We start from the raw sequence: 26,904 nt of genomic DNA on the forward strand, positions 1-26,904 counted from the left end.
CCTGTATGGGGTAGTGTCTCAGTCTCGCAGGCATCGCCCGGGACCCGCACGACGGAAGGCGGAGCGACTATGACGGCCAGCGTGGATGACATGACGGTCGAGAGCGTGGTCCGGAGGGCTGCGGCCGTTCACCGGGATCAGCGCGGCGCGCTCCTGCCCGTACTGCACGCCGTGCAGGCCGAGTTGGGGTGTGTGCCGAGGGAGGCGATCGCCGTGCTCGCCGACGAGTTCAACCTCTCCCGCGCGGACGTCCACGGAGTGGTGACCTTCTACCACGACTTCCGCGGCGAACCGGCCGGACGCACCACCGTGCGCGTCTGCCGGGCGGAGGCCTGTCAGGCGCTCGGCGCCGAACGTCTGGTGGCCTACGTCCGGGAGGCCGGACTGGAGGTCGGGGAGACGAGCGCGGACGGCGCCGTCACCGTCGAGCAGGTCTTCTGCCTCGGCAACTGCGCCCTGGGCCCGTCGGTCGAGGTGAACGGGCGGCTGTTCGGCCGCGTCGGACCTGCCCGGCTGGGTTCGATGCTGAACGGGGAGGTCTCGTCATGAGGGGCGAGGCGGGCGTTCCCGTCGTGAGCGACGAGGCCGACGACCCGACGCACCCCGCGGCCACCGTCTACGTCCCCCGCGACTCGGCGGCGCGGTCCGTCGGCGCGGACGAGGTCGCGGACGCGCTGCGACGGGCCGCCGTGCGCGACGGCGTCCCCCTCGACATCGTGCGCAACGGCTCACGCGGCATGCTCTGGCTGGAGCCACTGATCGAGGTGGTGACCCCGATGGGCCGCGTCGGCTACGGCCCCGTGGCCCCGTCCGACGTCGAGGATCTGCTCGCCGCGGGCCTGCTCGACGGTGCCGACCATCCGCTGCGGCTGGGTGTCGTGGACCAACTTCCTTGGCTGGCGCGGCAGAACAGGGTCACCTTCGCCCGGGTCGGCGTCACCGACCCGCTGTCCGCTGACGACTACGTGGCGCACGGCGGCCTCGCCGGACTCCGCGCCGCGTTGGAGCGTCCGCCCGCGGACGTGGTCGCCGAGGTCACCGCGTCCGGGCTGCGGGGGAGGGGCGGCGCCGGCTTCCCGGCCGGCGTCAAGTGGAAGACCGTCCTCGACCGCGCCGACGACCTCAAGTTCGTCTGCTGCAACGCCGACGAGGGCGACAGCGGCACCTTCGCCGACCGGATGGTCATGGAGGGCGACCCGTTCATGCTCATCGAGGGCATGACCATCGCCGCGCACGCGGTCGGGGCGAGCGAGGGCTACCTCTACATCCGCTCGGAATACCCGGACGCGGTGGCCACGATGCGGGCCGCGATCGGCGTCGCCCGCGAACACGGCTGGCTGGGCAAGGGCGTTCTCGGTTCGGAACTCGACTTCGACCTGCATGTGCGCGTCGGCGGCGGCGCGTACATCTGCGGCGAGGAGACCTCCATGCTGGAGAGCCTGGAGGGCAGACGCGGCACCGTCCGGGCCAAACCGCCGATCCCGGCGATCGAGGGCCTGTTCGGCAGACCGACCGTGGTGAACAACGTACTCACCCTCGCGACCGTCCCCGTCGTGCTCGCCGCCGGAGCGCGCGCCTACGAGCGACTCGGTGTCGAACGCTCGCGCGGCACCCAGGTCTTCCAGCTCGGCGGCAACATCGCGCACGGCGGCATCGTCGAGACCGCGTTCGGCGTCACCCTGCGCGAGCTCGTCGAGGACTTCGGCGGCGGTACGTTCTCCGGGCGCCCGGTGCGCACGGCGCAGGTCGGCGGACCGCTCGGCGCCTACCTGCCCCCGTCGATGTTCGACCTGCCGATGGACTACGAGGCCTTCGCGGCGGCCGGCGCGCTGGTCGGCCACGGGGGCGTCGTGGTCTTCGACGACACCGTCGACATGGCCGCCCAGGCCCGCTTCGCGATGGAGTTCTGCGCCGCCGAGTCCTGCGGCAAGTGCACACCGTGCAGGGTCGGTTCGGTACGCGGTGTCGAGGTCATCGACAGGATCGTGGCCGGCCGGCAGCGGGACGAGAACCTGGCGCTCCTGGAGGACCTGTGCGACCTGATGACCGACGGTTCGCTGTGCGCGATGGGCGGGCTCACCCCGATGCCCGTACGGAGCGCCCTCACCCACTTCCCTGACGACTTCCTCGCCCGCGAGACCGGCCGGGAGCCCGACTCCCGGCGGCACGGCGGCGCGAGGGGGGAGGGCACCTCATGACACTGCTCAAGGAACCCGACTTCGGAACCCCGGAACGGCCCGGGGCGGCCACCGTGTCGGTGGAGGTCGACGGGCTGGCCGTGACCGTCCCCGAGGGCACCTCGGTGATGCGTGCCGCCGCGCTCGCGGGCGTCGGCATACCCAAACTGTGCGCCACCGACAGCCTGGAGGCGTTCGGCTCCTGCCGGCTGTGCCTGGTGGAGATCGACGGCCGGCGTGGCACCCCGGCCTCCTGCACCACGCCGGTGGCGGACGGGATGACGGTCAGGACCCAGACACCGAAGGTGGAGAAGCTCCGCCAGGGCGTCATGGAGCTGTACATCTCCGACCATCCGCTCGACTGTCTCACCTGCCCCGCCAACGGCGACTGCGAACTCCAGGACATGGCGGGCGTGGTGGGCCTGCGCCAGGTGCGGTACGGCTACGAGGGCGAGAACCACCTCGACGCGGAGAAGGACACCTCCAACCCGTACTTCGACTTCGACCCCGCCAAGTGCATCGCCTGCTCCCGCTGTGTGCGCGCCTGCGGCGAGGTCCAGGGCACCTTCGCGCTCACCATCGAGGGACGCGGCTTCGACTCCAAGGTCTCACCCGGCGCCGCGGAGACGTTCATGGACTCCGAGTGCGTCTCCTGCGGCGCCTGCGTCCAGGCCTGCCCCACCTCCACGCTCCAGGAGAAGTCGGTCGTCGAACTCGGCATGCCCACAAGGTCGGTGGTCACCACCTGCGCCTACTGCGGTGTCGGCTGCTCCTTCAAGGCCGAGCTACGCGGCGACGAACTCGTCCGCATGGTGCCGTACAAGGACGGCGGAGCCAACGAGGGCCACTCCTGCGTGAAGGGCCGCTTCGCCTTCGGCTACGCGAGCCACCCCGACCGGGTCCTGAGGCCCATGGTGCGCGACAGCATCACCGACCCCTGGCGCGAGGTCGGCTGGGACGAGGCCATCGGCACGGTCGCCCGGCGGATGCGGGACATCCAGCGCCGGCACGGTCAGGGTTCGATCGGCGCGATCTCCTCGTCGCGGTGCACCAACGAGGAGGTGTACGTCGTCCAGAAGATGGTGCGGGCCGCGTTCGGCAACAACAACGTGGACACCTGCGCGCGCGTCTGCCACTCCCCGACCGGATACGGACTCAAGCAGACCTTCGGCGAGTCGGCCGGCACCCAGGACTTCCGCTCCGTGGCGGAGGCCGACGTCATCATGGTGATCGGGGCCAACCCCACCGACGGACACCCGGTGTTCGCCTCCCGGATGAAACGACGCCTGCGCGAGGGCGCGGAGCTGATCGTCGTCGACCCCCGCCGCATCGACCTGGTGCGCTCCCCGCACATCGAGGCCGCGCACCACCTCCAGCTCCGGCCCAGCACCAATGTCGCCGTCGTCAACGCCATGGCCCATGTGGTCGTCACCGAGGGTCTCGTCGACCGGTCCTTCGTGGACACCCGGTGCGAGGACTTCGACGCGTGGGCGGAGTTCGTCGCCCGGCCCGAGAACAGCCCGGAGGCCACCGAGGAGATCAGCGGTGTCCCCACCGGCCAACTGCGCGCCGCCGCACGGCTGTACGCGACGGCGCCCAACGGCGCCATCTACTACGGCCTCGGCGTCACCGAGCACAGCCAGGGCTCCACCATGGTCATGGGAATGGCCAACCTCGCGATGGCGTGCGGCAACATCGGCCGCGACGGCGTCGGGGTCAACCCCCTGCGCGGGCAGAACAACGTCCAGGGCTCCTGCGACATGGGCTCCTTCCCGCACGAATTGCCCGGCTACCGCCATGTGTCCGACGACGCCGTCCGCGAGGTGTTCGAGAACCTGTGGGGCGGCACGCTCCTCGCCGAACCCGGACTGCGCATCCCGAACATGTTCGACGCGGCGATCGACGGGACGTTCCGCGGCCTGTTCGTGCACGGCGAGGACATCGCGCAGTCCGATCCCAACCTCCAGCACGTCACCGCCGCGCTCGAAGCCATGGAACTCGTCGTCGTGCAGGACCTGTTCCTCAACGAGACGGCCAGGTTCGCCCACGTCTTCCTGCCCGGCGCGTCCTTCCTGGAGAAGGACGGCACCTTCACCAACGCCGAACGCCGGATCAACCGGGTGCGCGCCGTGACGAAGCCGAGGACCGGCAGGCACGAGTGGCAGATCGTGTGCGAGATCGCGACCGCCATGGGCTACCCGATGACGTACGACCATCCCGGCCGGATCATGGACGAGATCGCCGCCGTCACCCCGACGTTCACCGGAGTGTCCTTCGGCCTGCTCGACAAACTGGGCAGCGTGCAGTGGCCGTGCAACGCCACCGCTCCCGAGGGGACCCCGGTCATGCACGTCGACGAATTCGTGCGCGGCAAGGGCCGGTTCGTCGTCACCGCCTATGTGCCGACCAACGAGCGCAGCACCCGGCGCTTCCCGCTGGTGCTCACCACCGGGCGCATCCTCAGCCAGTACAACGTCGGCGCGCAGACCCGGCGTACGGGCAACGTCGCCTGGCATCCCGAGGACGTCCTGGAGCTGCATCCGCACGACGCCGAGGTCCGCGGCATCACCGACGGCGCGCTGGTGACGCTGGCCAGCCGCGTCGGGAGCACCACCCTGCGGGCGGAGATCTCCGACCGGATGCCGACCGGCGTCGTCTACACGACGTTCCACCACCCCGTGACCGGCGCCAACGTGGTGACCACCGAGAACTCGGACTGGGCGACCAACTGCCCCGAGTACAAGGTGACCGCCGTACAGGTGGGACTCGCCCATCCGCTCGGGCACGCCGCGCGGACACCGGAACGGGCCGCCGACGCCGCCGCCGACGACGTCCTCACGGCGGTGGACTGAGATGACGGCGACCGTGCCACCGGAGCGCCGTATGGCCAACGACATCGCCGTGAACCTCGGGCACCTGCCGGAGGAGTCGGCGGCCGAGGCCGTCGCGGGACACATCGCCCGCTTCTGGGACCCCCGCATGCGCTCCCGGCTCCTCGCGTACGCCGACGCCGGAGCCGACGGGCTGCATCCCCTGGTGATCGCGGCGGTGCGGCTCCTGCGCTGAGCCAGGGTGACCACCACCTGGACCAGCCACCGCCAGAACCGGAAACCGCGGAACGGCAAACCGCGGAACGGCAAACCGCAGAACGGCAAACCGCAGAACCGGAAACCGACCGGACCAGCCCAAGGAGGACCTCGGACCATGACCGCTCCCTCGACACCGGAGACCGCGCCGAACGCCGAAGCGCGGACCGAGCTCACCGACGGGTATCACCTGGTCGTCGACGCGCTGCAGATGAACGACGTCGACACGATCTACGGGGTCGTCGGCATCCCCATCACCGATCTGGCCCGCCTCGCGCAGGCGCGGGGCATCCGCTACATCGGGTTCCGGCACGAGAGCAACGCCGGTCACGCCGCGGCGGCCGCCGGCTTTCTCACCAGGAAGCCCGGCATCTGTCTGACCGTGTCCGCGCCGGGATTCCTCAACGGTCTGGTCGCCCTGGCCAACGCCACCACCAACTGCTTCCCCATGGTGCAGATCTCCGGCTCCAGCGAGCGGCACCTGGTCGACCTCAGGCAGGGTGACTACGAGGAGATGGACCAGCTCGCCGCCGCGCAGCCGTTCTGCAAGGCCGCCTACCGGGTGAGCCGCGTGGAGGACATCGGCCGGGGCATCGCCCGCGCCCTGCGCACCGCGGTCTCGGGGCGCCCCGGCGGCGTGTATCTCGACATCCCCGCCGCGGTGCTCGGCTCCATCATGGACGCGGAGGCGGGCGCGCGGACGCTGAGCCGGATCGTCGATCCCGCGCCGCGTCAGTTCCCGGGGCCCGAGGCGGTGGACCGGGCCGTCGACCTGCTCGCGGGCGCGGAACGGCCGTTGCTGGTGCTCGGCAAGGGTGCCGCGTACGCGCGGGCCGACGAACGCGTCCGCGAGTTCGTGGAGTCCACCGGCATCCCGTTCATACCGATGTCGATGGCCAAGGGTCTGCTGCCCGACGACCACCCGCAGTCCGCGGCCACCGCCCGTTCGCTGGCCCTGAAGAAGGCCGATGTCGTGATGCTGGTCGGCGCCCGCCTCAACTGGCTGCTGAACCACGGCCAGGCACCGCAGTGGAACCCCGCCGCCCGGTTCGTCCACGTCGACATCGAGGCCAGGGAGATGGACAGCAACCAGCCCATCGCGGCCCCGCTGGTCGGAGACATCGAGTCGGTGCTGGAAGCGATCGCCGAGCGCGCCAAACCGGGCCGGATCGCGGCCCCGGCCGCCTGGCGCGCGGAGCTGGCCGCGCGGTCGGCGCAGAACGTCGCGAGGATGGCGGAGCGACTGGCGGCGGATCCGCGTCCCATGCAGTTCATGGGCGCCCTGAAGGCCGTACGCGACGTCGTGCGCGAGCACCCGGAGACGTACATCGTCAACGAGGGCGCGAACGCGCTGGACATCGCGCGCAACGTCATCGACATGCGCGTACCGCGGCACCGCCTCGACAGCGGCACCTGGGGTGTCATGGGCATCGGCATGGGCTACGCGATCGCCGCCGCCGTCGAGAGCGGCGGGGCCCCGGTCGTCGCCGTGGAGGGCGACAGCGCCTTCGGGTTCAGCGGCATGGAGCTGGAGACGATCTGCCGGTACGAGCTGCCCGTCGTCACGGTCGTCATGAACAACGGCGGTGTCTACCGCGGCGACGACGTCAATCCCCGCGGCGACGCGCCCTCCCCGACCACCCTGATGGTCGCGGCCCGCCACGACCGGATGATCGAGGCGTTCGGCGGCAAGGGCTACCGCGCGACCACGCCCGCCGAGGTCACCGCGGCCCTCACCGAGGCACTGGCCTCCGGCCGCCCGGCGCTCATCGACTGCGTCATCGACCCCTCCGCGGGCACCGAGAGCGGCCACATCGCCCACCTGAACCCGAAGGGCATCACGGGCGGCACCATCGCGTCCGCCGCGAAGTGACCCGCGGACCGCCTCCCCTCGGGAGCGTGCCCGTCTGGTGATCGGGAGTCCGGCGTGGGATCGTTTCGCGGTGACCGATACCGCGCCCGGAACGACCGCGTCGGGGCGACCCGACGACCGCATACCGTCCGTCCTTCGCTTCGCGACGGAGATCGTGGCCTGGGTGGCCACCCCTTGGGCGCTGTCCGACCGTTCGTGGCTGCTCGCCGTGGTTTCCGTGGTGGTGCTCATCGGTCTGCCGACGGTCTTCTCGACGCCGGGGGACAAGGCCAACGTCCTCGTACCGGTGCCGGGTTGGGCGACCGTGCTGCTGGTGCTGCTGCAACTCGTCGCGGCGGTGGTGTTCTCGTGGCTCGCCTGGCCCGCCTGGGTGGCGGTCCTGGTCACCGTGCTGGCCGCCGCGACCTGCGTGACCGAACGCGGGCGCTGGCAGTGGCTGATGAGCCGGGCCGGAAGAGACGGCCCGGCGGTCTGAACCACGTTCCGGGCGGGGCCCGTTCGGAACGTGCGCGCGGTCAGCCGTTCGCGCCGAAGTGGCTGTCGGTGATCTCGCCGTCGTCCGTCTCCGCCGCGGCGACGCAGCGGAACACCCTGAGGCCCTCGGCCCACTGCGGGGCGGTCGGCGGCAGGACGTCCACGTCCCAGCGGGTGCCGGCGGAACGGCTCGCGGATGTCAGGGAGTCACGCATCACCCGCTGGGAACACAGCGCCTTGACGTCGGGATGCTTGACCAGATCCCTCGCGTTGTACGTCATCCCGTCCTTGGGCAGCGGGGCGACGGCGAAGGTCTGCCACACATGCGCGACGTGGCAGTCGGCGCGGCTGACGGTGATCGTCCCCGAGATGTCGGTGATGCCGCTCCAGCACTCGGGGCTCGTGACGCAGCGGCCGCCCACGCCCTCGACGCCGGCGGCGGGGCAGTCGCTTCGCGTGGTCCGTACGCCGCCGAAGGCCGCGTCGGCGCCCGGCGAGGCCTTGCCCGAGGTGCTGGAGGTCGGGGTTCCGCCCGTGGAGGAGCCGGGGCCGTCCGGCGACCCGTAGGTGTTGACCACCCAGGTGACGGACACGCTCACCGAGATCACCGCCGCCAGCACGCCGATCAGGCCCGGACGCCACCGCGAGGACCCGCGGGCCGCCGGCTCCGCCACCGTGCTCGCCGCTCCACCGCCGGTGGGGCGGTCGCCCGGAGTCACCGGGCTCGGAGGACGCGGGTCCGAGGGCGGTGGGGGAACGGTGACGCGCGGGTCGTACGAGGCGGGAGGCGCGTCCCGGTGGGCGGGAACGGTGGGGGCCGTCCGGGGCGCCGGCCCGAACACACCCCGGGCGGCGCTGTCGACGTCGACGGCGGCCAGCGCGTCCCGCAACCCCGACGCGTCCTGCGTCCGTGAGGCCGGATCCGTCTCCAGGGCCTGTCTGAGCGCCTCGTTGAGGGCGCCCGGCACGCCCGGCAGGTCGGCGTAGGGCCAGGTGTGCCGGACGATGAGCTCCGCGAGACTGAGCTGGGTGCCGTCGTCCGGGTGGTGCGGCGGACGGCCTCGCAGAAGGGCGTAGAGCGTGGCGGCGAGCGAGTAGACGTCGCCCGTCGTGGTGGGTTCGGCCAGGTGGAACGCCTCGGGCGGCGCGTACGCCGGAGTCAGCGCCTCGCGCGTCACCGACAGGTCCCGGCCGGGCCTCGGCATGGCGGCCAGGCCGAAGTCGGTGAGGGCGGCCCCGCCGTACCGGTTGACCATGATGTTGCCCGGCTTGATGTCGCGGTGCAGCACCCCGGCGGCGTGCGCCGCGGCCAGCGCGTCGGCGATGCCGAGCCCGATGTCCCGGGCCTCCTTGACGGACAGTGGTCCGTGGCGGTGCAGGCGGTCGCCGAGGGAGCCGCCCGGGCACAGCTCCATGACCATGTACGGGCGGTCGTCGCCGAGGACGCCCGCGTCGTACACCGGGACGACGTGCGGATGTCCGGACAACCGGCCCGCCGCCGTGACCTCGCGCAGGAAGCGCTGCCGGTCGCGGTCCGAGGCCAGGACCCTGCTGTCGACCTTCAGCGCGACCTCGCGGCCCACCGCCACCTGATGTGCCCGGTAGACCGTGGCGAAGCCGCCCCGGCCGAGGACCTCCTGGATCTCGTACCCCGAGAGTTCCACGTGTTCGTACCGCATGGTGCCGTCATCCCCCAACGCACAGCCCGCCCACGGCAGAACCTCCGACCGGGACCGCGCCGACTCTAACCCAGCCGTGCGGGCTCCCCTTCGCCGCCGGTGAGTTCGGCGAAGCCGTCCAGCAGGGCCGCCGCCACGGTCACGTCGTCGGTGAGAGGACGGTCCCGCATGTCCGGGTCCAGCGCCGCCGCCGCGCGCAGATAGGCGAGGCCCGCCGGGGTGCCGGGCGCGGGCGGAGTGCCGCGCAGACGCAACGCCCGGACAGCCGCCACGAGTTCGCAGGCCAGGACCAGCTGGTACGCCTTCGCCGCCCGTAGCGCCTTGCGCGCGGCCTGGGTCGCGAAGGTCGCCGCCTCCTCCATGCCCTGGGACAGCACCACATGCCCGAGCGAGGCCGGGGTGGCGCACGCCTGTATCTCGGCGAGGGCGGAGGCGGCGCTGTACTCAAGGATCATCATTCCCGAGCCGGCCGAGGAGTCGTCGGCCAAGTAGGAGCGCAGTCCCGTCAGTTCGGGGCGGCCGAGGGCGGACAGCCGCGCCGCCGAGAGCCGGGCCGTGCCGAGGACGGCGAGGACCGACTGATCGAGTGCGAGGGTCAGCGGGGCGGTGAAGAAGCCGCCGTGATGCCGGGCGACGGGAGCGGCCGTGACGGCGTCCCAGCCGATGAGGGGGTTCTCGGTGGCGGAGTTGAGATCGATGGACAGCACCCGTTCCAGGCCGGACCACGCTTCCACAGCGGGGCCGTGGGCCTGCGGGAAGCACCGGAAGCCGAAGGGGTCCTGCACCCGGTCCTGCACCCTGTCCGCCCGGCCCGGGACGCGTGTCCCCGGTCCGGTCTCCGCGCCGAGCAGCCACCGGACACGCCCCGCCACGCGGGCGATCGCCGGGTGCGCATGGGCCGCGTGGACCTCCGGTGCGTACGGTTCGAGGGAGCCGTCGACCGCGTGCAGGGCGAGCGAGGCCACGACGTGCGCGGCGCGGAGCGGTGTCCCGAGGTCGTGCCAGGCGAGCGCGGACTCCCCGAGAGTGAGGGCGTTGCTGCTCAACAGGGCCAGCGCGTCACCGCGTTGCAGCGGAAGGGGTTCGGGCACCGGATGCCGGGCCGACGGCTCCTCGGACAGCGGACCTTCGGGCGACCACACGTCGTGGCCGAAGAGGGCGAGGCCCAGTCGGGCCAGCGCGGTCAGGTCGCCGGTGCCCACGGACCCGTACTCGGGCACCCGGGGACACACACCGGCCTCCAGCGCCCGTGCGATGGCCGTGGCGATCTCGGGGCCCAACCCCGAGCCGCCGGCCAGGAGTTGGTTGGCACGCACCACCATCATCGCGCGGACCTGGCGGGCGGGCAGCGCTTCACCCACCCCGCCCGCGTGGCTCAGCAGCAGCCGCAGATCGTGACCCGCGCCGTCGTGTTCCTCGACGGCGAGTCCCCGGTGCGCTCCCACCCCGGTGCTGCGTCCGTAGACGCGGGCACCCTCGGCCGCCAGCCGGTGCGCAGCCCGCCGGGTGTGCTCCATGGCCTCACGTGCCGCCGGACACACGGGAGGTGGCGGCGCCCCGTCGGCGACCCGGGCCACCGTGGCCGCGTCGAGACCCCGGCCGTCGAGTACGGCACCGGGCGGCACGTTCCACCCGTCCGTGGTCCCGGTGGCCGGACCGTGGACGGCGGGGCTGTCGGCGACCGGGGCGCCGGGGGTCGCCGAGACGCCGGGGGTGACCGGGACGGCCTCGGCCGTGCGCTCGAGCATGACGGACTTCACTCCTCAGCGGTACACCGTCGCCGTCGACGGGCCGGGCCGGGAGACAGTCCTCCCGGCCCCGGCCGTGTCCGCGAACTCGCGTCGTCCGCCCGCCGGGCAGGCGCGACTTCGCGGACACGGCCCGGGCTTCCGTCGTCCGGTCGCCGACGCCAGGTCAGCTCAGTCCCGCCGAGGCCAGCCAGTTCTTGGCCACGTCCAGCGGGTCCTTGCTGCCGTTCTGCACGTCGCTGTTGAGCTTCACCAGGGTTTCGGTGTCGAGCTTCGCCGAGACGTCGTTGAGGACCGAGACCCCGGCCGCGGGCAGAGCGCTCTTGTATGTCAGCGGAGTTACGTTCTCGAACCCGAAGAGGTTCTTCGGGTCCTGGAGCACCACGAACTTGTTCTTGCTGATTCCGGGGTCCGTCGTGAAGATGTCCGCGGCCTGGATGCTGTTCCCCTTCAGCGCCGCCACGGTCAGCGGGCCGCCCGCGTCCAGTGCCTTGAAGCTCTTGAAATCGAGACCGTATACGGACTTCAGACCCTTCAGGCCCTGCTGCCGGGTCTGGAATTCGGGCGAGCCACCGACGACCAGGTTCTTCGCCAGGTCGGCGAGGTCGCTGATGGTCGACTTGTCCGTGAGGTTGTACTTCTTGGCCGTCGCCTCGTTCAGGGCGATCGCGTCCTTGTCCTGGGCCTCGGACGGCTCCAGCAGGGACAGCTTCGCGTCGAGCTTGGCCGAGATCGCCTGGCTGGCCTCGTCGACGGACGTCGGCGCGGCCTTGGCGTCCAGGTAGGCGAGCAGCGCGCCGTTGTACTCGGGAAGGACCGAGATGGTGCCGTTCTTGATCAGTCCGTACGTGGTCTCGCGGCTGCCGATGTTGAGCTTGTAACTGACCTTGATTCCCTTGGCCTTGAGAGCCTCGCCGTAGATGTCGGCGAGCAGGATGCTCTCGGGGAAGTTGTTGGAACCGACCACGACCGTGCCGGCCTTGGCGGTGTCGCCCTTCAACGGGTCCTTGTTGCCCGAGTCGTCGGAGGAGCCGCAGCCCGTCAGCGCGGCGGCGGCCACAACCAGCAGGGAAACAGCGGAGGTTGCGGAGGTACGAGTGCTTCTGGCGATGGTCACTTGTTCATCCAGACTTGGCAATCGGCGGGGCGGTGGTAACCGGTGGGCTCGGGTGACGGTCCTGACGATCCAATCGAGCCGTCTCAACTACCGTCAAGACACGAATAGATCACCGATGGGGACCGCGCAGCTTCAGCCCGTAGGCGCAACATGACTGAAACATGAGCGAACCAGGCGTCTTCCCGTGCCACTTTTCGGTTGATCATGGCCGTAGTCTGACGGCAGCCGCTAGTGTTGGCCGCGTCGAGGGCCCCCTTCCACTTGTCGGCCCGATCGCGCTGCTCGTGACCATGTGATCCATGCAGGCGGCCTGTTACGAGGCTTCCAACGGGGAATGAAGTCAAGGAGGTTGGGTGCCCGCGCACAGAAAAGCCGCCTCGGGGCAGCCGTCCACTGCTCTCGGGACCGGCCGGACACCATCTCTGCTGGACCGCTGGCCCTTCCGCCGGAAACTCAATGTTCTGGTGATCGTGCCGCTCGCCGTCATCTCCGTGATGCTCGCCTATGTCGTGTCCGGTGAGATCGGCAAGGCCAGGTCCGCCGCCGACACCGCCCAACTCGTGCGCGACAGCACGCAGGTGACGAAACTCATCGACGCCGTGCAGACCGAGCACCGGCAGGCACTCCTGGTCTCCCTGCGCTACGAGGCCGCCGGTTCGGGCAAGGGCGAGAGCGCCCCGGACACCGCCGCCTATCTGGCCGCGCAGGACAAGGTCACCGCGCGCATCAGAGAGGTCCGCTCCGCCTACGGCGACCGGCTGCCCGACGGCGAGGCCCAGGCGCTGAAGGAGCTCGAAGGCCTGGACAGCCTTCGCGAGACCGTCGAGCAGGGTCCGATCCCCGCCGACAACATCGACCCCGCGTACGGATCGGTGATCGAGGGCCTCATCGACGGCCTCGGCCTCGGCCGGTCGGGCGGCGAGTCCTCCGCGTCCGCGGGCAACCTGCTCGACGCCCTGCTCCGCGCCGACACCGCCCACGCCTCCTTCGAGACCAGCGTCTTCGCCGCCCGTACCCGTGACTCCAACGCGCTCATCGAGTTCACCGGCGCCGTCGGCGACTACGACCAGTACACCTACCAGGCCGAACGGTTCACCCGGTTCGCGGGACCGGAACAGGGCACCGACCTCGCCGAGATCGAGCACAGCCCCTACCAGAGCGTCATCACCCAGCACTGGGCCGCGCTCCAGGTCGACACCGGAGCGCTCGTCGCCGAGAACGCGACCCAGCTCCGGGCGGCGCTCGACGAGGCGCTGCGCGCCGGTCCCACCTATGAACGGCAGGCGGAGAACCGGCTGAAGGTCGTCCAGTCGCTGATCGGCGGGATCGCGGGCAACGCCCAGTCCGCGTCGAACTCCGCCTGGTGGCGCGTGGTCTGGCTGGTCGCCGGCATCCTGGCGGCCTTCGCGGCCTGGCTGGCGTTCTCCGTGCTGACCCGGCGCTCCGTGGTGCGGACCGTACGCGCCCTCACGGCGGCGGCCCAGCACGTGGCCGGCGCCGCCAAGAGCGAGCTCGCCCGGGTCGCGGACGACGACGCCGACGACGCGAGCCCGCCGCGCCTGGAAGCCGTACCCGTGCCGGTCCGCGACGAGATCGGTGAACTGGCCGAAGCCTTCAACCAGGTTCAGGTCACCGCGAGCGCGCTGCTGGAACGCCAGGTCGTCGGCCGGCGCAACATCGCCGAGATGTTCGGCAACGTCGGCCGCCGGGTCAGCAACCTGACGGCCCGCCAACTCGCCCTGATCGACTCCGTGGAGCGCGGCGAGACCGACCCCGAGGTGCTGGACCGGCTCTACCGCATCGACCACATCGCCGTCCGTCTGCAGCGCAACGCCGACAGTCTCATGCTGCTCGCCGGGATCAGCGAGACCGGCCTCAACACCGAACCGATGCGGCTCAGCAACATCGTGCGCGCCGCGCTCGGCCAGATCGAGGGCTACCAGCGCGTCACCCCGCACGCCGAGGGCGATGTCGTCGTCGTCCCCGACATCGTCGGCGACCTGACCCTCATGCTCGCCGAACTCCTGGAGAACGCCGTGATGTTCTCCCCGGCGACCAGCGGCGTCGAAGTCGTCCTGCGGCCACGTCACCACGGCGGCGGAGCCCTCGTGGAGATCATCGACCACGGACTCGGCATGAGCCCCGAACGGCTGGAGCAGGAGAACGCCCGGCTGATCCGGCGCGAGCGCCTCGACCTGGCGCCGACGGAGGTGCTCGGTCTGTTCGTCGTCGGCGGACTCTCCCGGCGCTGGGGCATCGAGGTCGTCCTGTCCCGTACCCCGGGCGGCGGTGTCACCACCACCGTCGCCGTCCCCGCGGCCCACCTCGTGCCCGGCGAGCAGGTCGCCGCCCCCGCGCGGGCCCCGCGCATGCAGCCGCCGCCGCGCCGCTCCGGAGCCGGTGAGCCGCGCAAGGCGAGGATCGAGGCGCCGGCCGGACCCGCGGGCCTGCCCCGCAGGGTGCCCTCCTGGTCCCGGACCGCCGAGTCCCCCGGCCACGCCCGCCGCTCGGAGGCGACGGACACCGGCGCCGAGCGCGCGACCACGCACGGCGGCGCCCGGCCCGGCAGCGGCGCCGACCCGGCACCCACCGGACCGGCGCGGTCCGGCGAGGCCGGTCCGCTGCGCCGCCGGGTGCGCGGGGCGACCCTGTCGGCCGGCACCGCGGCGAGCCGGCTTCCCCGGCCCACCGAACCACCCACCCACCGCAGGCCGCCGTCCTGGCAGCCGACGGACGCCGAGGCCGCGCGCTCCGAACTCGACGAGTTCGAGGCCGCCGTCCTGCGGGCCGAACGCGAGAGCTCGGCCGAGGACCACACGACCGTGGTGACCCGGCCGGGCGGCAGACCCGGCGGCCAGGCCGGGACCGACACCCAGAACAGAAGACCCTCTTCCCCGGAAGGCATGAGCACGTGACCATGTGGACAGGCGGACCCGAGTCCCGGACAGCGGAACCCGCGGCGGACGTGAAGACGGCCGCCGCCGACTTCAACTGGCTGCTCAACCGATTCGCCACCGAGACCGCCGGGGTCGTCGACGTGATCGGTGTCTCCTCCGACGGACTGCTCATCGCGGTCTCCCAACTGCGCGGCCAGGCCGACTCCGAGCGGCTCGCGGCGATCGTGTCCGGTATCACCAGCCTCGCCATGGGGGCCTCCGGCAACTACGGCCTCGGCAGCCTCAACAAGGTCATCATCGACCTGGAGGAAGGGCACGTGCTGGTGTCCGCGCTCGGCGCCGGCGCGGTGCTCGGAGTGGTCACCTCGAAGGAGGCGAAGCTCGGCAACATCGCCTACGAGATGACCCTGTTCGCCAACCGGGCCGGTGCGGTGCTCAGTCCGCAACTGGTGATGGAACTGAAGCGAACCGTGGGTGTCGCACCGGCCGGTTGACCACACCGGCCGGACGCTGTTCCGACGGCACGTCACATGACCGGTGACGCGCGCCGAGTTGAAGGGGGAGGACGTGATGACGTCCGGCGAGCCATTGGCCGGCGGTGACGCCGAACGGGGAGGGGAACGCCCCGCCTCGGTCGTCCGGCCGTTCCTGCTGACCGCGGGACGGGTCGCCGGCGGGGACAGTCTCGTACCGCCCATCCCGATCGAGACACAGGTGGTGGCCACGCGTGTGGGGCTGGCGGCACTGGACCGCTTCGTCTTCGACCAGCACCGCGACATCATCACGGTCTGCCGCGAGCCGCAGTCGCTCGCGGAGATCGCGGCGAGGCTCCGGATGCACTTGAATGTGGTCCGGGTGCTCGCCGACGATCTGCGCGCCGACGGGCAACTCGCCCTGTACGCGCCGCAGGCCCGTTCCAACCGCGATGTCACTGTTCTGCGAAGGGTGATCGATGGTCTCAGAGCTGTCCCCGACTCCCGGGGCGCGATCCGTGAGGGATGACGACGAGCGTCCCCGGCCGCCCCTGCCGGTGAAGATGGTGATCGCGGGCGGCTTCGGCGTGGGCAAGACCACGACGGTGGGGGCCATTTCGGAGATCGAGCCGCTGACCACCGAGGCGTCCATCACCTCGGTCGCCGCCGGTGTCGACGACCTCACCCACACCCCGGAGAAGGTGACGACGACCGTCGCCATGGACTTCGGCTGCGTCACCCTGGACCCGACGCTCAAGCTCTACCTGTTCGGCACGCCCGGCCAGGAGCGGTTCGGGTTCATGTGGGACGACCTCGTCGAGGGCGCGCTCGGCGGGCTCGTCATCGTCGACACCCGGCGGCTCGACGACTGCTACGCGGCCGTCGACTACTTCGAGCACCGCGAGATCCCCTTCGCGGTGGCCGTCAACGCCTTCGACGGCAGGGTCGAACACGATCTGGACGACGTACGGTGGGCCCTCGACGTCGCCGACCATGTGCCGCTGACCGTGTTCGACGCGCGCGACCGGGGGTCCGTGCGGGACGCGTTGCTCGTCGTCCTGGAACACGCCCTCGCCAGGGCCGAGCGGGCGGCCCACGTTCCCGGAGAGCGTTCCTGAGCACCTGAGCAACTGGCCCCACACGGCCGGAAGACCGGAGGGGGGACAGCCCGTGGGCTGTCCCCCTCTCCGTATCGGTGTCCGTCCCCCTACGAGGTCTGGCGTCTGCTCACGCCGGGGGAGACCGCCACCCGGTCCACGCCCCAGAACAGCACGAGGACGAGCACGGCGAGGACGGCCGTGACAGCGGCTCCGCCGGCCACCTTCTCGTAGTTGTGCTGGTACAGGCCGTCGAGGATGTACCGGCCGACTCCGCCGAGGGACACATAGGCCGCGATCGTGGCCGTGGACACGATCTGGACCGTCGCCGAGCGGAGCCCGCTGAGGATCAGCGGCAGTGCCGCCGGGACCTCGACCTGGAACAGGATCCGCGCCTCCGGCATGCCCATGCCGCGGGCGGCGTCGACGGGGGAGGGGTCCACGGTGCGGACCGCCTCGTAGGTGGTGATGAGGACCGGCGGGATCGCCAGCACCACGAGCGGGATCATCACCGGCACGATGCCGAGACCCAGCCACACGAACATCAGGACCAGGAGGCCGAAGGTCGGCAGCGCCCGGGCCCCGGCGGACACGAAGGCCAGCGTGTTGCCGCCGCGCCCGGTGTGTCCGGTGACCAGCCCGATCGGCAGCCCGATGGCCGACGCGATCGCGAGGGCCCCGGCCGTGTACTGGACGTGCTCCCAGACGCGTTGCGGGATGCCGTCGTAGCCGTGCCAGTGGGAACCGTCGCTGAAGAAGGCCTGCATGAAGTGCAGTACGTTCACGAGGCGCCCTCCGGAGCGGGTGTGGTGTCCGCGGCCGTGGACCCGAAGCGCCTGGCGCGGCCGGACGGGGGCTGCCAGGGGGTGAGCACCCGCCGCAGCAGGACCAGCAGGGCGTCGATCACGACCGCGAGCACGGCCAGGGTGACCACCGCGGTCACGGCGAGCCGGGGGAGGCCGTACAACTGCGCGTAGGTCAGCAGATTTCCGAACGCGCCCTGGTTGCCGATCAGCGCGCCGACGCTCACCAGGCTGATGCTGGAGGCGACGGCCACCCGCAGTCCGGCCATGATCGCCGGTACGGCGATGGGCAGTTGGACCTGGAAGTAGCGGCGCGCGAGGCCGATGCCCATGGCCGAGGCGGCGGCGTTCGTCTCCTCGGGGACCGAACGGACCCCGTCGACGACCGCCGGGACGAGCACGACCAGGCTGTAGAGACACAGCGGGATCATCACCGTGAGCCGGCTCAGCCCGGTGTAGTCGATGAGCACCACGAAGAAGGCGATCGAGGGGATCGCGTAGAGGATCGTCGAGGTCCACAGCACCGGCGCGTAGAGCCAGTCGAAGTGGACGCAGAGCAGTCCGATCGGCAGGGCCAGCAGCAGACCGGCCAGCACGGGGACGAGCGCCTCCTCCATGTGGAGGGCGATCAGGCCGCCGTAGCTGTGCTGGATGGCGCTCGGTATGTCGAAGAACCCGTTCATCGCGCGGCCTTCGCCGTCGGCGTCTCCTGAGAGGCGTCCGCCGCCCGCCGTCGCCGGGCCGACCGGATCGCCGCGGCGACCGTCTCCTGCCCGGCGACCCCGACGACCTTCCCCGAACCGTCGACCGCGACGGCCTGGCCGGTCGGCGACAGCACGGCCCGGTCCAGGGCGACCCGTAGCGAGTCGCGGCCCACCTCGAAGGCCGGGCCGTACGGTTCGAGGTCCCCGACCTCGCCGCCCCAGCTCCCGGGGTCGGCCCAGCCGAGCGGCCTGGCGTCGGCGTCGGTGACCAGCACGGGCGCCCCCGCGGGCTCGCGTGCGGCGATCTCCCGCCAGTCGGAGCCCACGGGGAAGACCCGGGAGCGGTCGAGTTCGAGCTCGTCGGTGCTCAGGAACGACAGACCCCGGATGCCCCGGTCGGAGCCGAGGAACTGCTCGACGAACGGGTCGGCCGGCGCCGAGAGGATCTCGTCCGGAGCCGCGAACTGGGCCAGCTTGCCGCCGGTGCGCAGCACCGCGATGCGGTCACCGATGGTGATCGCCTCGTCCATGTCGTGGGTGACGAAGACGATGGCCTTGCCCAGTTCGCTCTGGATGCGCAGCAACTCCTCCTGGAGGCCCCGGCGTACGACGGGGTCGACCGCGGAGAACGGCTCGTCCATCAGCAGGATGGGCGGATCGGCCGCCAACGCGCGTGCGACGCCGACGCGTTGCTGCTGACCGCCGGAGAGCTGGTACGGATAGCGGCGGGCCATGGCCGGGTCGAGGCCGACTCGTTCCATCAGTTCCGTCGCGCGTTCCCGCGCCCGCTGCTTGGACCAGCCGAGCAGCCGGGGCACCGTGGCGATGTTGTCGACGACGGTCCGGTGCTGGAAGAGGCCGGCGTTCTGGATGACGTAACCCATGGAGCGGCGCAGGGTGTTGACCGGGCGGCTGCGGATGTCCTCGCCGTCGACCCGGATCGTGCCGCTGCTCGGCTCGATCATGCGGTTGATCATGCGGAGTGTCGTGGTCTTGCCGCAGCCCGAAGGTCCGACGAGAACGGTGATGGAGTGGTCCGGTATCTGGAGTGTCAGGCGATCGACGGCCACCGTGCCGTCGGCGTATCGCTTGCTGACATCTTCGATGGCTATCAAGCGTCGAGAACCCTTCGGGAACGGCCTTGCCCGCGCGTGGCGCGATCACGTGCACGAGAGGGTGCGTAGTCTAGTCAGTCGATGTTCGTTCCCGGCCATGACAGATCGTGAATGTCGTGCGTACGCCCGCCTTTTCTGGGCGCGTCCCGTTTCCGGGAACCCCCTCGGCTCTCACCCGGACCCGTGTGGTCCGGTGCCGACTCCCGTTCGGAACCGGAGGGTTCGGTGATCAGCCCTCGGAACCCATGGGGGCCCGGCCCGCGGTGACCAGTTCGCGCGGACGCTCGGTCGTCCGGGGCTGACGGGTCCGCTCGGCGGGCCCGTGGCCGCCCTGCCGCCACAGCCACGCGATGTCGCGGCCGAACGACCACACGAGCAGCGCGAGCGCGGTCAGCACGGCGGCCGCCTCCGCCTCGTACGGCAGGAGTCCGGAGCCCGCGACCAGCAGGATGACGCCCTGGAGGGCCGCCACCGTCTTGCGCGCCATGCTCGGCGGCAGCTCGCCGTTCAGCCACGGCAGCACTCGGGCGGCGGCGACGAACGCGTACCGCATCGTGCCGATCAGCAGCACCCACGGGCCGAGCGACATCGCGACGTACACACTCAGCACGAGGATGAGGAACGCGTCCACCTCCATGTCGAAGCGGGCGCCCAGGGCCGAGGAGGTGCCGGTGCGCCGGGCCACCTTGCCGTCGACGCCGTCGAGGATCAGCGCGACCGCCGTCAGACCGACGAGCAGGCTCACCGGCGGCGAGCTCTCGAACGAGTCCGCGACCAGCGCGGTGACACCGCCGACCAGGATCGCGCGGCCGAGCGTCACCCGGTTGGCGGGTCCGAAGGAGCGGGGCTGTGTGCGCCGCACGGCGCGGGTGAGCACCGCCCAGGTGGCGAAGGCGAACACCAGACCGGTCAGCCAGCCCGCCGGCCCCATCCCGATCGCCGTGCCCAGCAGGGCCAGCACCAGGAGCTGCACGCCGGCTCCCACCGTGGTCTCCTGCTGAGGGAGCCTTGCGCCGTACATGTTGTTCAGGGCCACCGCAGATCCTCCGGCCGAATGACAGATTCGATCAACGCCGCGTACCGTGTGCGCGACTTGTCACTGCTCCGTACGTGAAGATCTGCGGAATCGTTCAGGGGGACGCTCATGGAACTCACAGCTCGCGCCTTCTGGCTCGCTTCTCCGGGCCACGGCGAGATCCGTGACGTCACCCTGAACGAGCCCGCGGAGGACGAGGTGCTCGTCCGTACGCTCTACTCCGGAGTCAGCAGGGGCACCGAGACCCTCGTGTTCCGCGGGGGAGTCCCGGAGAACCAGCACGCCTCGATGCGCGCGCCGTTCCAGGACGGGGATTTCCCCGCACCCGTGAAATACGGCTACCTGAATGTCGGCCGAGTGGAGGAAGGGCCCGCGCACCTGCTCGGGCGGACGGTCTTCTGCCTCTACCCGCACCAGACGCGGTACGTCGTCCCGGTGAGCGCCGTGACCCCCGTACCCGAGTCGGTGCCCGCCTCCCGCGCCATCCTCGCCGGCACCGTCGAGACCGCGGTGAACGCCCTGTGGGACGCCACCCCGCTCATCGGCGACCGGATCTCCGTGGTCGGTGGCGGCATGGTCGGCTGCTCGGTCGCGGCGCTGCTCGCCCGCTTCCCCGGCGTACGCGTCCAGCTCGTCGACGCCGACCCGGCACGCGGTGCCGTCGCCCGTGCGCTCGGCGTCGACTTCGCGCTGCCCGAGGAGGCCGAGGGCGGACGCGACCTCGTCGTGCACGCCAGCGCCACGGAGGCCGGACTCGACCTCTCCCTCGGCCTGCTCGCCCACGAGGGCACCGTCATCGAACTGAGCTGGTACGGAGACCGCCGGATCGCCCTGCCGCTCGGCGAGGCCTTCCATTCCCGCCGGCTGACCCTGCGCAGCAGCCAGGTGGGTTCCGTCTCCCCCTCCGCCCGGGCCGGCCGTACGTACGCGGACCGGCTGGCGCTCGCCCTCGACCTCCTCGCCGAACCGGCCTTCGACGCCCTGATCACCGGCGAGTGCTCGTTCGGCGAACTTCCGGACGTGATGGGCAAACTGGCCTCCGGATCGATACCCGCCCTGTGTCACCGCGTCGCCTACGAACAGGTTTGAGCCGACGAGAACCGGCCTGACCTCCCTGGACTCCGAAGAAAGGGCGAAGCGCGGCTGAACAAGGTGAACCGGGCAGCCGTACTACACGACGTGATCCCGGCAGGGGATCAGACGCACCGCACCTGGAGGGTCGTCCGTTGTTCAGCATCACCGTCCGCGATCACCTGATGATCGCCCACAGCTTCCGTGGCGAGGTCTTCGGACCCGCGCAGCGCCTCCACGGAGCGACGTTCCTGGTGGACGCCACCTTCCGTCGCCCCGAGCTCGACGACGACAACATCGTCGTCGACATCGGCCTGGCCACGCAGGAGCTCGGCGCCGTCGTGAGCGAGTTGAACTACCGCAACCTCGACAGCGAGCCGGACTTCAAGGACACCAACACCTCGACCGAGTTCCTGGCGAAGGTCATCGCCGACCGTCTCGCCGACCGCGTGCACGCCGGGGCCCTGGGCGCGGGAGCCCGCGGCCTCACCGGCATCACCGTCACCCTCCACGAATCGCACATCGCCTGGGCGAGTTACGAGCGTGACCTGTGACCGACGTGACCCTCGACAAGGCCTCCCCGGTGTCCGGCCGTGCCGCGCAGGCCGCCGGATCCGGTGCCCTGAACTACGTGCCCGTGCAGAACGCGGCTCTCAAGAACGCCGAGATCATCCCCATGTCCCTGCGCACCGTGCACTTCGTCATGCCGGGCGGCGTCGACGACCCGGCCACGCCGAGCGGCGGCAACGCCTACGACCGCCGCCTCTGCCTCGACCTGCCCGGCTTCGGCTGGCACGTCCAGCGGCACATCGTCGCGGGCGAATGGCCCCGCCCCACCGCGGCGGCCCGTACGGAGCTCGCCCGGACCCTGGCCGACCTGCCCGACGGCACCGTCGTCCTCCTCGACGGGATCGTCGCCTGCGGAGTCCCCGAGATCGTCGCTCCCGAGGCCGACCGGCTGCGTCTCGTCGTCCTCGTCCACCTGCCGCTCGGCGACGAGACGGGGCTCGACCCCGCCGTGGCCGCCGAGCTGGACGCCCTGGAACGTACGACCCTGCGGGCCGTGTCGGCCGTCGTGGCCACCAGCGAATGGGCCGTCCGCCGGCTCGTCGCCCACCACGGCCTCGCCCCCGACCGGGTCCACGCCGCCGCCCCCGGCGCCGACATCGCACCGGTCGCCTCCGGCACCGACGGTGTCTCGCGGCTGCTGTGCGTCGCCGCGGTGACCCCGCGCAAGGGCCAGCACCGGCTCATCGAAGCCCTCGCCACCGTCACCGACCTGCCCTGGAGCTGCGTCTGCGTCGGCGGGCTCACCCAGGACCCGGCCTACGTCGACCATCTGCGCGCCCTGATCGAACGGCACGGCCTCGGCGACCGGCTGCACCTCGCCGGACCCCAGGCCGGCGCCGAACTCGACGCCAGCTACGCGGCGGCCGACCTGATGGTCCTCACCTCGTACGCCGAGACGTACGGCATGGCCGTCACCGAGGCCCTGGCCCGCGGCATCCCCGTGCTCGCCACGGACGTCGGCGGAGTGCCCGAGGCCGTCGGACGCGCTCCCGACGGCGGAGTTCCCGGCATCCTCGTCCCCCCGGAGGACCCGGCGGCGCTCGCCACCGAGCTGCGCGGCTGGTTCGGCGAGGCCGACGTGCGCCGCCGGCTCAAGGCCGCCGCCCGCGGACGGCGCGCCGCGCTCGACGGCTGGGCGACCACCGCGCGCAGCCTGGCCGGAGTGCTCGGCCGGCTGCCCCAGGAACCCCGGAGGGCGGCATGAGCACCGCCACGACGCCCGCGAGCGGGCCCGACTCCGGCATCCCCGAGCAGAAGGTGAGGACGGGCGTGCCCGGTCAGCGAGTCGGGGACCCTGACGCCGAAGAGGTGCGCTACGCACCGCAGTGGCTCCAGTTGCGCGAGCCCGCCGACGCCGCCGCGCGCGCGGTCGACCTGCTCGACCCGCTGCGCATCCGGCTGGCCAACCGGCCGGTCCGCGGCGGTGACCTCGCGATCCACGACCTCGGCTGCGGAACCGGCTCCATGGGCCGCTGGCTCGCGCCCCGGCTCGACGGCTCCCAGCACTGGATCCTGCACGACCGCGACCCGTACCTGCTGCACTTCGCCACGGTCGGGGCGCCCAAGGCGGCCGCCGACGGCAGCCACGTCGCCGTCACCACCCAGCGCGGTGACATCGGGCGGCTGACGGCGGACGCCCTGGCCGGCGCCTCCCTGGTGACCGCGTCGGCGCTGCTCGACGTGCTCACCGCCGAGGAGATCGACCGGCTCGCGGCCGCCTGTGCCGGAGCGGGCGTGCCCGCCCTGCTGACGCTGTCCGTGGCCGGCCGGGTCGAGCTCACCCCGCCCGACCCGCTGGACGCCGAGATCACCGAGGCGTTCAACGCCCACCAGCGGCGCGGCGAACTGCTCGGCCCGGACGCCGTCACCGCCGCCTGCGACGCGTTCGCCCGCTACGGCGCCACCGTACGGGTGCACCCGAGCCCCTGGCGGCTCGGCCCCGACGAGGCCGCCCTCACCCAGGAATGGCTGCGCGGCTGGGTCGGCGCGGCCGTCGAGGAGCGCCCCGAGCTGGCCGAACGGGCGGAGGCCTATCTGTCGTCCCGGATCGCGGCGAGCGCCGCGGGCGAGCTGCGCGTGGTCGTCCACCACAGCGACGTGCTGGCACTGCCCCACCCCGCCGGGGGTGCGGCGTGAGCGCGGGCCTGGAGACACTGGGACCGGTCGCCGCCCCGGTGGCCACGGCCCCGGAGCCCGACGGCCCGCACCTGAACATCCCCGCCGAGTCCGGCGCCTCGCGGGCGCCGGACTCCACGGGCACCGAGCCGGGACCCGTCCCGGCCGGCGGCTCCGGAAGCCCGGCGGCCGACGCGGCCTCCCCGGCCCGGCGGGTGTGGGGCCGGGTGCGGGGGCACGTCGGCACCGCCGCCGGCGTCCTCATCCTGGGAGTGCTGCTGTGGCGGCTGGGTACCGGGGTGTTCGTGGACGGGCTGCGGAGGATCGACGCGACCACCCTGACGGTGGCCCTCGCCATCGGGCTGCTCACCACGGTGTTCAGCGCCTGGCGGTGGTGCCTCGTCGCACGCGAGCTGCGCATCGAACTCCCGCTGGGCGCGGCCGTCGCGGACTACTACCGCGCGCTGTTCCTGAACGCCGCGCTGCCCGGCGGGGTCCTCGGCGACGTGCACCGGGCCGTGCGGCACGGGCAGAGCGCCGGTGACATGGGCCGGGGCGTGCGCTCGGTGGTGCTCGAACGCACCGCGGGCCAGGCCGTGCTGGTGGCCGTCGGCGCGGTGGTGCTGCTCACCCAGCCGTCACCCGTGCTCGCGCAGGCCCGCGAGAGCGCGCTGGTCCTCGCGATCGTCGCGGTGTGCGGAGCGGCGGCCTTCGCCGTCGTCCGCGGGCGGCGGACCACTTCCGGCACCGGACGACGCTACGGCGCCGTCCGCGGCGCGCTCGTCGAGGCCCGGGGCGCCCTGCTGGCCCGGCGCAGTTGGCCCGGCGTGACGCTCTCGTCGGTCCTGGTGCTCGCCGGCCATCTGGCGATGTTCGTGCTCGCCGCCCGGGCCGCCGGATCCGCCGCGTCGGTCGCCGTGCTCATGCCGCTGGCCCTGCTGGCCCTGCTGGCCATGGGGCTGCCGCTGAACGTCGGCGGCTGGGGCCCCCGCGAGGGCGCCACCGCCTGGGCGTTCGGCGCCGCCGGGCTCGGCGCCGGCATGGGCCTGACCGTCGCCGTGATCTACGGCGTCCTCAGCCTCGCGGCGAGCCTGCCCGGCGCCGTGGTCCTGGTCGTCCGCTCGGGTGCCTCGCTCCGGCGCCCCCGCGAGGAGAGCGCTGGAGGGCCCGATCAGTGCAGCGTCTCGGACGTCACCAACGAGAAATACGCTCCGAAGGCCTCGGCCAGCCCGGCGAGGAGTTCCTTCCCCTTCTCGGCGCCGGCCATCGAGGGACGGCCGATGACCCCGGACTCGGTATAGCCCGCCATGCCGAGAGTGAGCAGATGCCGACGGTCGTCGGCCACGAAATCGGAGGTCTCATAACCGTCTTTGACGCATTCCGGATGGGCATGCAGGAGAATGGACGTCTCGATTTCTCCCGCGTGCATATCGGTGAGCAACGACGTCTGCACACCGGCCCGTTCACACGCGCCTTCCCAGTCCTCCATGGCGGGGAAAAGCGCCATGCGCGTACCGGTGCCCGCGGATTCCTGAACCACATTGCCCAGCACGTAATTGCCTCCGTGCCCGTTGACCACGACCAGTGTGTCGACGCCCGAGCGCCGCAACGAGGCGGCGATGTCCCGGACGACGGCGTACAGCGTGACGGCGGAAATGCTGACGGTGCCCGGCCAGGCAGCGTGCTCGTGCGAGCAGGAGATCGTCACCGGAGGAAGAAGATGCACCGGATAGGCGGCCGCGATCTCCCGCGCGATGGCGCACGCCACCAGTGTGTCGGTCGTCAGGGGCAGGTACGCGCCGTGCTGTTCGAGGCTGCCGACGGGAAGGACGGCGACCTGGCGGGCGACACCGGCCCCCCGCTCGCGGACATCCTCAGTGGTGTCCAGTGACAGCACTCCGGACTCCATCACGCGTGTTCCCGAACTACTCATCTTTCACGGCCCTTTCGACTCTGCTTAGGAACCAGATCATGACAGATAACTTTGGCGTACTCGGCGGGAATGCCCACCTCACAGGTGTCGAACGAGTCGTGATTGCCCCGCTCCCCACCGAGTACGGCTTTTTCCACGCCGTCGGCTACCTCGACCACGACCGCGGCGAGGAACAAGTCGTCCTCGTGTACGGCGACTTGGACACGCTCGGAAAGGGGGACGTCCTGACCCGGCTGCATTCCGAATGCCTGACGGGCGACTCCTTCGCGTCCCAGCACTGCGAGTGCGGCCCCCAGCTCACCGCCTCGCTGCAAGCCATCGTGGCCGAGGGGCGCGGCATCCTCGTGTATCTGCGCGGCCACGAGGGCCGGGGGATCGGCCTGCTCGCCAAGCTCAAGGCGATGAAGCTCCAGGCGGAGGGGCTCGACACCGTCGAGGCGAACGAGGCCCTCGGGCTGCCGGTGGACGCCCGCGACTACCGGGTGGCGGCGGAGATGCTGCACGACCTCGGCGTACGGTCCGTGCGGCTGCTGTCGAACAACCCGCGCAAGCGCGAGTCGTTGCTGCGCCACGGCATCAAGGTGGCCGAGCAGGTGCCGCTCCTCATACCGCCGTGCGAGGACAACCTCACCTACCTGCTGACCAAGCGGGAACGCCTCGACCACTACCTGCCGCACCTGGACGGCGAGGAGTGGGCCAAGGCGATCTTCGCCGGCGAGGCGAAGACGGTCGTCACCGAGGAATGACGGACGCCGGCGACCGGAGCGGCACGACGGGGACGAGGGCGGCGGCGCGCGTGCCGGGGGCCAGGACGGCACCCCCGCGCGGCGCCGGCCTCCGGCGGGTCGTGCCGGTGAGTCCGGTCTCGGCCGCCCCGACGACGCCCATCACCGCCCGCGGCTTCCTCTCGGGAGTCGCCGTGGCGTTCACCGTGCC

Annotated in this window: 23 protein-coding genes and 1 pseudogene; 16 read left to right on the forward strand and 8 right to left on the reverse strand. The window is 71.7% G+C overall.

Features of this window, described 5'->3' with window-relative positions; translation table 11 throughout:
• Window positions 1–90: 90 nt before the first annotated feature.
• The 6 genes from ACIQ7M_RS01895 (at window position 91) to ACIQ7M_RS01920 (ending at window position 7,611) form a co-directional block, all read left to right on the forward strand.
• Window positions 91–549, forward strand: a complete 459-nt coding sequence (locus ACIQ7M_RS01895; protein ID WP_403638716.1) for an NAD(P)H-dependent oxidoreductase subunit E — start codon at window positions 91–93, stop codon at window positions 547–549.
• On the forward strand, window positions 546–2,198 hold the full coding sequence (locus ACIQ7M_RS01900) for a formate dehydrogenase beta subunit (RefSeq protein WP_403638718.1): 1,653 nt from the start codon (window positions 546–548) through the stop codon (window positions 2,196–2,198). The genes ACIQ7M_RS01895 and ACIQ7M_RS01900 overlap by 4 nt, the downstream gene beginning before the upstream one ends.
• Window positions 2,195–5,029, forward strand: a complete 2,835-nt coding sequence (fdhF, locus tag ACIQ7M_RS01905) for a formate dehydrogenase subunit alpha (protein ID WP_403638720.1) — start codon at window positions 2,195–2,197, stop codon at window positions 5,027–5,029. The genes ACIQ7M_RS01900 and fdhF overlap by 4 nt, the downstream gene beginning before the upstream one ends.
• Before the next feature lies 1 nt (window position 5,030).
• Entirely contained in the window at window positions 5,031–5,243 is a 213-nt protein-coding gene (locus tag ACIQ7M_RS01910) for a formate dehydrogenase subunit delta (protein ID WP_386982894.1), read from the forward strand.
• A gap of 138 nt (window positions 5,244–5,381) precedes the next feature.
• Entirely contained in the window at window positions 5,382–7,136 is a 1,755-nt protein-coding gene (oxc, locus tag ACIQ7M_RS01915) for an oxalyl-CoA decarboxylase (RefSeq protein WP_403638722.1), read from the forward strand.
• 70 nt (window positions 7,137–7,206) lie between these two features.
• The gene (locus ACIQ7M_RS01920) at window positions 7,207–7,611 is read left to right on the forward strand and encodes a hypothetical protein (protein ID WP_403638724.1); all 405 of its coding nucleotides are present in this window, start codon (window positions 7,207–7,209) and stop codon (window positions 7,609–7,611) included.
• Window positions 7,612–7,651: 40 nt separating this feature from the next.
• Here the strand turns inward: ACIQ7M_RS01920 and ACIQ7M_RS01925 are convergent, their stop codons facing one another.
• The 3 genes from ACIQ7M_RS01925 to ACIQ7M_RS01935 form a co-directional block, all read right to left on the reverse strand.
• Window positions 7,652–9,289, reverse strand: coding sequence for a serine/threonine-protein kinase (locus tag ACIQ7M_RS01925; RefSeq protein ID WP_403638726.1), 1,638 nt, complete (start codon window positions 9,287–9,289; stop codon window positions 7,652–7,654).
• Between the two features lie 65 nt (window positions 9,290–9,354).
• Window positions 9,355–11,037, reverse strand: coding sequence for an aromatic amino acid lyase (locus ACIQ7M_RS01930; protein ID WP_403638728.1), 1,683 nt, complete (start codon window positions 11,035–11,037; stop codon window positions 9,355–9,357).
• 166 nt (window positions 11,038–11,203) lie between these two features.
• Complete coding sequence (locus ACIQ7M_RS01935; RefSeq protein ID WP_403639236.1) at window positions 11,204–12,148, reverse strand: glycine betaine ABC transporter substrate-binding protein; 945 nt, start codon at window positions 12,146–12,148, stop codon at window positions 11,204–11,206.
• 359 nt (window positions 12,149–12,507) lie between these two features.
• On the opposite strand from ACIQ7M_RS01935, the gene ACIQ7M_RS01940 reads away from it, so the two are divergent.
• The 4 genes from ACIQ7M_RS01940 to ACIQ7M_RS01955 all read left to right on the forward strand — a co-directional run bounded on the left by ACIQ7M_RS01940 (window position 12,508) and on the right by ACIQ7M_RS01955 (window position 16,642).
• Entirely contained in the window at window positions 12,508–15,069 is a 2,562-nt protein-coding gene (locus tag ACIQ7M_RS01940; RefSeq protein ID WP_403638730.1) for an ATP-binding protein, read from the forward strand.
• A gap of 2 nt (window positions 15,070–15,071) precedes the next feature.
• Complete coding sequence (locus tag ACIQ7M_RS01945; protein WP_355772228.1) at window positions 15,072–15,545, forward strand: roadblock/LC7 domain-containing protein; 474 nt, start codon at window positions 15,072–15,074, stop codon at window positions 15,543–15,545.
• Between the two features lie 76 nt (window positions 15,546–15,621).
• Window positions 15,622–16,053 (forward strand): DUF742 domain-containing protein, encoded by a 432-nt coding sequence (locus tag ACIQ7M_RS01950; RefSeq protein WP_355772201.1) that lies wholly within the window; start codon window positions 15,622–15,624, stop codon window positions 16,051–16,053.
• Window positions 16,004–16,642, forward strand: coding sequence for an ATP/GTP-binding protein (locus ACIQ7M_RS01955; RefSeq protein WP_386982906.1), 639 nt, complete (start codon window positions 16,004–16,006; stop codon window positions 16,640–16,642). The genes ACIQ7M_RS01950 and ACIQ7M_RS01955 overlap by 50 nt, the downstream gene beginning before the upstream one ends.
• Before the next feature lie 89 nt (window positions 16,643–16,731).
• Here the strand turns inward: ACIQ7M_RS01955 and ACIQ7M_RS01960 are convergent, their stop codons facing one another.
• The 4 genes from ACIQ7M_RS01960 to ACIQ7M_RS01975 all read right to left on the reverse strand — a co-directional run bounded on the left by ACIQ7M_RS01960 (window position 16,732) and on the right by ACIQ7M_RS01975 (window position 20,279).
• A complete protein-coding gene (locus tag ACIQ7M_RS01960) occupies window positions 16,732–17,406 on the reverse strand; it encodes an ABC transporter permease (protein ID WP_355772204.1) in 675 nt (224 codons plus the stop codon).
• Window positions 17,403–18,107 carry an ABC transporter permease gene (locus ACIQ7M_RS01965; RefSeq protein ID WP_386982908.1) on the reverse strand — a complete coding sequence of 235 codons (705 nt, stop codon included), beginning with the start codon at window positions 18,105–18,107 and terminating at the stop codon, window positions 17,403–17,405. The genes ACIQ7M_RS01960 and ACIQ7M_RS01965 overlap by 4 nt, the downstream gene beginning before the upstream one ends.
• Window positions 18,104–19,243 (reverse strand): ABC transporter ATP-binding protein, encoded by a 1,140-nt coding sequence (locus ACIQ7M_RS01970; protein ID WP_355772210.1) that lies wholly within the window; start codon window positions 19,241–19,243, stop codon window positions 18,104–18,106. The genes ACIQ7M_RS01965 and ACIQ7M_RS01970 overlap by 4 nt, the downstream gene beginning before the upstream one ends.
• 229 nt (window positions 19,244–19,472) lie before the next feature.
• On the reverse strand, window positions 19,473–20,279 hold the full coding sequence (locus ACIQ7M_RS01975) for a CDP-alcohol phosphatidyltransferase family protein (protein ID WP_355772213.1): 807 nt from the start codon (window positions 20,277–20,279) through the stop codon (window positions 19,473–19,475).
• 108 nt (window positions 20,280–20,387) lie between these two features.
• Here ACIQ7M_RS01975 and ACIQ7M_RS01980 point away from each other — a divergent pair, with 108 nt between their 5' ends.
• The 5 genes and pseudogenes from ACIQ7M_RS01980 to ACIQ7M_RS02000 form a co-directional block, all read left to right on the forward strand.
• Window positions 20,388–21,368, forward strand: coding sequence for a zinc-binding alcohol dehydrogenase (locus tag ACIQ7M_RS01980; RefSeq protein ID WP_355772216.1), 981 nt, complete (start codon window positions 20,388–20,390; stop codon window positions 21,366–21,368).
• Between the two features lie 137 nt (window positions 21,369–21,505).
• Window positions 21,506–21,904: a 6-pyruvoyl tetrahydropterin synthase family protein gene (locus ACIQ7M_RS01985; protein WP_382796023.1), complete on the forward strand. Its 399-nt coding sequence runs from the start codon at window positions 21,506–21,508 to the stop codon at window positions 21,902–21,904.
• The gene (locus tag ACIQ7M_RS01990; RefSeq protein WP_403638735.1) at window positions 21,901–23,124 is read left to right on the forward strand and encodes a glycosyltransferase family 4 protein; all 1,224 of its coding nucleotides are present in this window, start codon (window positions 21,901–21,903) and stop codon (window positions 23,122–23,124) included. Before ACIQ7M_RS01985 ends, ACIQ7M_RS01990 begins: the two co-directional genes overlap by 4 nt.
• Window positions 23,121–24,056 (forward strand): class I SAM-dependent methyltransferase, encoded by a 936-nt coding sequence (locus ACIQ7M_RS01995; RefSeq protein ID WP_403638737.1) that lies wholly within the window; start codon window positions 23,121–23,123, stop codon window positions 24,054–24,056. Before ACIQ7M_RS01990 ends, ACIQ7M_RS01995 begins: the two co-directional genes overlap by 4 nt.
• 284 nt (window positions 24,057–24,340) lie before the next feature.
• Window positions 24,341–25,069: pseudogene (locus tag ACIQ7M_RS02000) on the forward strand (lysylphosphatidylglycerol synthase domain-containing protein); the annotation flags it as partial.
• A 137-nt stretch (window positions 25,070–25,206) separates the two neighbouring features.
• Here the strand turns inward: ACIQ7M_RS02000 and ACIQ7M_RS02005 are convergent.
• Window positions 25,207–25,968: a creatininase family protein gene (locus tag ACIQ7M_RS02005; protein ID WP_386982917.1), complete on the reverse strand. Its 762-nt coding sequence runs from the start codon at window positions 25,966–25,968 to the stop codon at window positions 25,207–25,209.
• A gap of 38 nt (window positions 25,969–26,006) precedes the next feature.
• On the opposite strand from ACIQ7M_RS02005, the gene ribA reads away from it, so the two are divergent.
• Window positions 26,007–26,714, forward strand: coding sequence for a GTP cyclohydrolase II (gene ribA, locus ACIQ7M_RS02010; RefSeq protein WP_355774398.1), 708 nt, complete (start codon window positions 26,007–26,009; stop codon window positions 26,712–26,714).
• Window positions 26,715–26,904 lie beyond the last annotated feature (190 nt).

The sequence above is a fragment of the Streptomyces sp. NPDC096324 genome (genome assembly GCF_044763015.1).
Taxonomy (GTDB): domain Bacteria; phylum Actinomycetota; class Actinomycetes; order Streptomycetales; family Streptomycetaceae; genus Streptomyces.